Below are 4,777 nucleotides of genomic sequence, written 5' to 3'. Positions count from 1 at the left end.
ATTTTGGAGCTTCGTTTCATAAATCTGCGTAAAGATTCTTGGGAACCCAGCGACGATACCGGCGAAGATAATGATGGAAATACCATTCCCAACACCTTTCTCCGTCGTCATCTCACCAAGGAACATCAAGAACGCCGTACCTGCAGTCAGTACGATCGCGATCACGAAATAGGTTGCCGTGCCCCACGTCTCGTTGACGAGACCTGGATAGAGGCGGTTGAATCCGAACGACAATGATGTCGCTTGGATAAACCCTAAGATGATCGTCCCATAGCGCGTGACCGTCGCTAGCTTTTTCCGTCCAGACTCGCCTTGTTTTGCCCATTCGGCAAACTTCGGAACGACGTCCATTTGTAAGAGCTGCACAACGATCGATGCCGTGATGTACGGCATGATCCCCATTGCGAACAGGGAGAAGTTCTGTAAAGCATTTCCTCCAAACAAGTTCAAGAAGTCTAAAAGACCACCTGAGTCAAAACGCAACACATCCGTATTCACCATCGGCACCGGGATATGGGCCCCGATGCGGAAAATGATGATGATTGCGAGTGTGAAGAGAATACGCTGTCGAATATCTTTCACGCGCCACATATTGGAGATCGTCTGAAACATCAGATCACCTCAACTGAACCGCCAGCTGCTTCGATCGCTTCTTTCGCTGCACCCGAGAATTTGTTGGCTTTTACAGTCAATTTTGTTTCAAGCTTGCCGTTAGCAAGTACTTTGATTCCGTCTTTAGCAGAGCTGACAACACCAGTCTCGATTAAGAGTTCTGGAGTAAACTTCAGTACCTTGCTTCGAAACGGTTAAGCGTGTCTAGGGAAACAACTGCATACTCTTTACGAGTAGGGTTGTTGAAACCGCGTTTTGGAAGACGACGGTAAAGTGGGTTTTGCCCACCTTCGAATCCTGGACGAACGCCACCGCCCGAACGAGCTTTTTGACCTTTATGTCCACGGCCAGAAGTTTTACCGTTACCAGTCGCCATACCGCGACCGACACGGTTGCGTTCGTGACGCGAACCTGGAGTTGGCTTCAATTCATGGAGTTTCATAGTGGCACCTCCTTATTTAGTAAGATCTTTATTATTCGTTGATTTCGTTTACAGTCACAAGGTGCGACACTTTTTTGATCATACCGCGCATCGCTACGTTGTCAGGGACAACGACAGTCTGATGCATTTTACGAAGACCAAGTGTACGTACTGTTACACGCTGATCTTCCGGACGACCAATAGTGCTGCGTGTGAGGGTGATTGCGAGTTTCGCCATGTCTAATTCCCTCCCTTATTTAAGAAGTTCTTCTACGCTTTTACCGCGTAGTTTAGCAACTTCCTCTGCTTTTTTAAGCTCTGTCAAGCCTTTAACCGTCGCACGGACGATGTTGATTGGTGTGTTAGATCCAAGCGATTTCGAAAGGATGTCACCTACACCTGCGAGTTCGAGCACTGCACGAACTGGACCACCTGCGATAACCCCAGTACCTTCAGAAGCTGGTTTCATGAATACACGACCTGCTCCGAATACTCCTGTGATTTCGTGTGGAATTGTTGTACCGACCATCGGTACTTGAACCATGTTTTTCTTAGCGGCTTCAATAGCCTTGCGGATCGCTTCTGGCACCTCTTGTGCCTTACCTGTACCGAAACCGACGTGACCATTTTTGTCACCTACGACGACGAGAGCGGCGAAACGGAAGCGACGGCCACCTTTCACGACTTTCGCGACGCGGTTTACGGTAACAACGCGTTCTTCAAGTTGTTCCATGTTAACGTCTAACTGGCGCATCGAGTGTCCCCTCCTTTTTGTTAGAATTTAAGACCTGCTTCACGAGCTGCTTCAGCAACAGCTTTGACGCGGCCATGATAGAGGTATCCACCACGGTCGAACACAACAGTGTCGATACCTTTCTCGAGTGCACGTTCAGCTGCAAGTTTACCAACAGCTTTCGCTGCTTCAACGTTGCCGCCGTTTGTAAGATCGAGAGCTTTATCTTTCGAAGATGCTGACACAAGCGTTGTTTGTGCTGCATCATCGATGAGTTGTACGTAGATGTGCTTGCTCGAGCGGAATACGTTCAAACGTGGACGAGCTGCTGTCCCTGTGATCGTACGACGTACACGAGCATGACGTTTCTTACGAACTGCATTTTTGTCTGCTTTTGTGATCATTTATGCCACTCCTTTCCGTTCATTTCGTGACGAATTACTTACCAGTCTTACCTTCTTTACGGCGAATACGTTCATCAGAGTAACGAACACCTTTACCTTTGTAAGGTTCTGGAGCACGGTACGAGCGGATTTGAGCTGCAACGTGACCGACGCGCTCTTTGTTAATCCCTTTTAACGACGATTTGCGTGTTTGAAGGAACTTCGATCTCGATACCTTCTTCAGCAACGTACTCGATTGGGTGCGAGTAACCGAGGCTGAGGACGAGTTTGTTACCTTGCTTAGCTGCACGGTAACCAACCCCTGAGATCTCAAGTGTTTTCTGGAATCCGTTAGACACACCTTCTACCATGTTGGCGATAAGGGCACGTGTCGTACCGTGGATTGTACGGTTCTCTTTCGAGTCATCCGGACGAACGACTGTGAGTTCGTTCTCTTCAACTTTGATTTCCAAGGCTGGGTTAGCTGAAAGCGAAAGTTCACCTTTAGCACCTTTTACTGTGACCGTGTTGTCTTCTGCAACCGTGACAGTAACGCCAGCTGGAATCGTAACTGGTTTTTTACCAATACGTGACATTGATTACACCTCCGTTCTTGTTAGAAAAGTGACTTACCAGATGTAGGCGAGCACTTCGCCGCCGACTTGTTGTTGGCGAGCTTCTTTATCAGTCATAAGACCTTTTGATGTCGAAAGAACTGCGATACCGAGTCCTCCGAGTACTTTTGGTACTTCATCTGCTTTTGCGTATACACGAAGACCTGGTTTCGAAATGCGTTTGAGACCAGTGATAACACGTTCGTTGCTTGCTCCGTATTTAAGGAACAAACGAAGTGTACCTTGCTTAGCGTCCTCGATATATTCAACATCGCGAATGAAACCTTCACGCTTGAGGATCTCTGCAACCTCACGTTTGATATTAGAAGCTGGAAGCTCTAATTTTTCATGGCGAACCATGTTAGCGTTACGGATACGTGTAAGCATATCTGCAATTGGGTCTGTCATTACCATGCGATGTACCTCCTTTCACACTGTTAGTGGATTACCAACTTGCTTTTTTAACACCAGGGATTTGACCTTTGTATGCAAGATCACGGAACTTGATACGGCTGATCCCGAATTTACCCATGTAACCATGTGGACGACCTGTGATACGGCAACGGTTATGAAGACGTACAGGTGAAGAGTTACGTGGCAATTTGCTGAGTCCGATGTAGTCGCCTTCAGCTTTCAATTGTGCACGTTTCTCAGCGTACTGGGCAACGAGTTTCTCGCGCTTGATTTCGCGATTCACCATTGACTTTTTTAGCCATGTTGTCGACCTCCCTTTAGATTATTTTTGGAATGGCATTCCGAGAAGTGTGAGCAATTCACGAGCTTCTTCGTCTGTGTTCGCTGTTGTAACAACAACGATATCCATACCACGAACTTTAGATACTTTATCGTAATCGATCTCAGGGAAAATAAGTTGCTCTTTCACGCCAAGCGTGTAGTTACCGCGTCCGTCGAATGCTTTCTTCGATACACCGCGGAAGTCACGTACACGTGGAAGTGAAACAGTTACCAATTTGTCGAGGAAATCGTACATACGCTCGCCACGAAGAGTAACCTTCGCACCGATTGGCATGCCTTCACGAAGTTTGAAACCAGCGATTGATTTCTTAGCCTTCGTTACGAGTGGTTTTTGACCTGAAAGAATTGTTAATTCTTCAACCGCCATGTCAAGTGCTTTCGAGTTCGAAACAGCGTCACCTACACCCATGTTGATAACGATCTTGTCGACTTGCGGTACTTGCATGACCGAGTCATAGTTGAATTTATCCATCATCGCTTTCACGATGTCGCTTTTATACTTCTCTTGCAAACGGTTCATAGTCGAATGGACCTCCTTTCGTCACGTTCTTCTTATTTATCGAGTACTTCGCCCGATTTCGCGACACGAACTTTTTTACCATCGACTACTTTGAAACCAACGCGAGTCGGTTTGCCCGTTTTAGGGTCGAGTGGCATGACGTTCGAGACGTGAATTGGTGCTTCGATTTCAAGGATACCGCCTTGTGGATTCGCTTGTGATGGTTTCGAGTGTTTTTTAATCACGTTGATACCTTCTACGACTACGCGGTTCTTGCTTGGCATAGCTTTGAGGATAACCCCTTGCTTGCCTTTATCTTTACCAGACATTACCTGGACTGTATCGCCTTTTTTAACATGCATCGTTTTGCGCACCTCCTTATAGGATTGAAATTGGAAATTAAAGTACTTCCGGTGCCAACGAAACGATCTTCATGAATTCTTTTTCACGAAGTTCACGTGCAACTGGCCCGAAGATCCGAGTGCCGCGTGGGCTCTTGTCATCTTTGATGATGACTGCTGCGTTCTCATCGAAACGGATGTACGAACCATCTTTACGACGAGCGCCGCGTTTTGTACGAACGACAACTGCTCTGACAACGTCACCTTTTTAACAACGCCACCTGGTGTTGCTTGTTTTACCGTCGCGACGATGATGTCACCGATGTTTGCAGTCTTACGACCTGAACCACCGAGGACTTTAATTGTCAACAGTTCACGCGCGCCAGAGTTGTCTGCTACTTTCAAGCGAGATTCTTGT

At 47.1% G+C, this 4,777-nt stretch carries 8 protein-coding genes and 3 pseudogenes; all 11 read right to left on the bottom strand.

Annotated features, from left to right (window positions below):
- Positions 1–612 (bottom strand): preprotein translocase subunit SecY (locus B9Z54_RS11860; RefSeq protein ID WP_481747791.1); only part of this gene is annotated, 612 nt, incomplete at its 3' end.
- Positions 612–1,054 (bottom strand): annotated as a pseudogene (gene rplO / locus B9Z54_RS11855) (50S ribosomal protein L15). The gene B9Z54_RS11860 and the pseudogene rplO, both read right to left, overlap by 1 nt.
- A 31-nt stretch (positions 1,055–1,085) precedes the next feature.
- Positions 1,086–1,271: a 50S ribosomal protein L30 gene (gene rpmD / locus B9Z54_RS11850; RefSeq protein WP_021066617.1), complete on the bottom strand. Its 186-nt coding sequence runs from the start codon at positions 1,269–1,271 to the stop codon at positions 1,086–1,088.
- 15 nt (positions 1,272–1,286) lie between these two features.
- A complete protein-coding gene (gene rpsE, locus B9Z54_RS11845) occupies positions 1,287–1,787 on the bottom strand; it encodes a 30S ribosomal protein S5 (protein WP_021066616.1) in 501 nt (166 codons plus the stop codon).
- Positions 1,788–1,807: 20 nt separating this feature from the next.
- Entirely contained in the window at positions 1,808–2,170 is a 363-nt protein-coding gene (gene rplR, locus B9Z54_RS11840; RefSeq protein ID WP_012727661.1) for a 50S ribosomal protein L18, read from the bottom strand.
- 34 nt (positions 2,171–2,204) lie between these two features.
- Positions 2,205–2,745 (bottom strand): annotated as a pseudogene (rplF, locus tag B9Z54_RS11835) (50S ribosomal protein L6).
- Positions 2,746–2,778: 33 nt separating this feature from the next.
- On the bottom strand, positions 2,779–3,177 hold the full coding sequence (rpsH, locus tag B9Z54_RS11830) for a 30S ribosomal protein S8 (protein ID WP_021066614.1): 399 nt from the start codon (positions 3,175–3,177) through the stop codon (positions 2,779–2,781).
- A 31-nt stretch (positions 3,178–3,208) separates the two neighbouring features.
- Positions 3,209–3,463: a 30S ribosomal protein S14 gene (gene rpsN, locus B9Z54_RS11825; RefSeq protein ID WP_113928606.1), complete on the bottom strand. Its 255-nt coding sequence runs from the start codon at positions 3,461–3,463 to the stop codon at positions 3,209–3,211.
- A 36-nt stretch (positions 3,464–3,499) separates the two neighbouring features.
- A complete protein-coding gene (rplE, locus tag B9Z54_RS11820; protein ID WP_113928605.1) occupies positions 3,500–4,039 on the bottom strand; it encodes a 50S ribosomal protein L5 in 540 nt (179 codons plus the stop codon).
- 32 nt (positions 4,040–4,071) lie between these two features.
- Entirely contained in the window at positions 4,072–4,380 is a 309-nt protein-coding gene (rplX, locus tag B9Z54_RS11815; protein ID WP_021066612.1) for a 50S ribosomal protein L24, read from the bottom strand.
- A 37-nt stretch (positions 4,381–4,417) separates the two neighbouring features.
- Positions 4,418–4,777: pseudogene (gene rplN, locus B9Z54_RS11810) on the bottom strand (50S ribosomal protein L14); the annotation flags it as partial.

Source organism: Bacillus sp. P14.5, from assembly GCF_003316765.1.
Taxonomy (GTDB): Bacteria; Bacillota; Bacilli; order Bacillales; family Bacillaceae_B; genus Rossellomorea.
The sequence above is the reverse complement of the archived record's forward strand: the minus strand, read 5'-3'. Positions and strand labels throughout refer to the sequence as shown.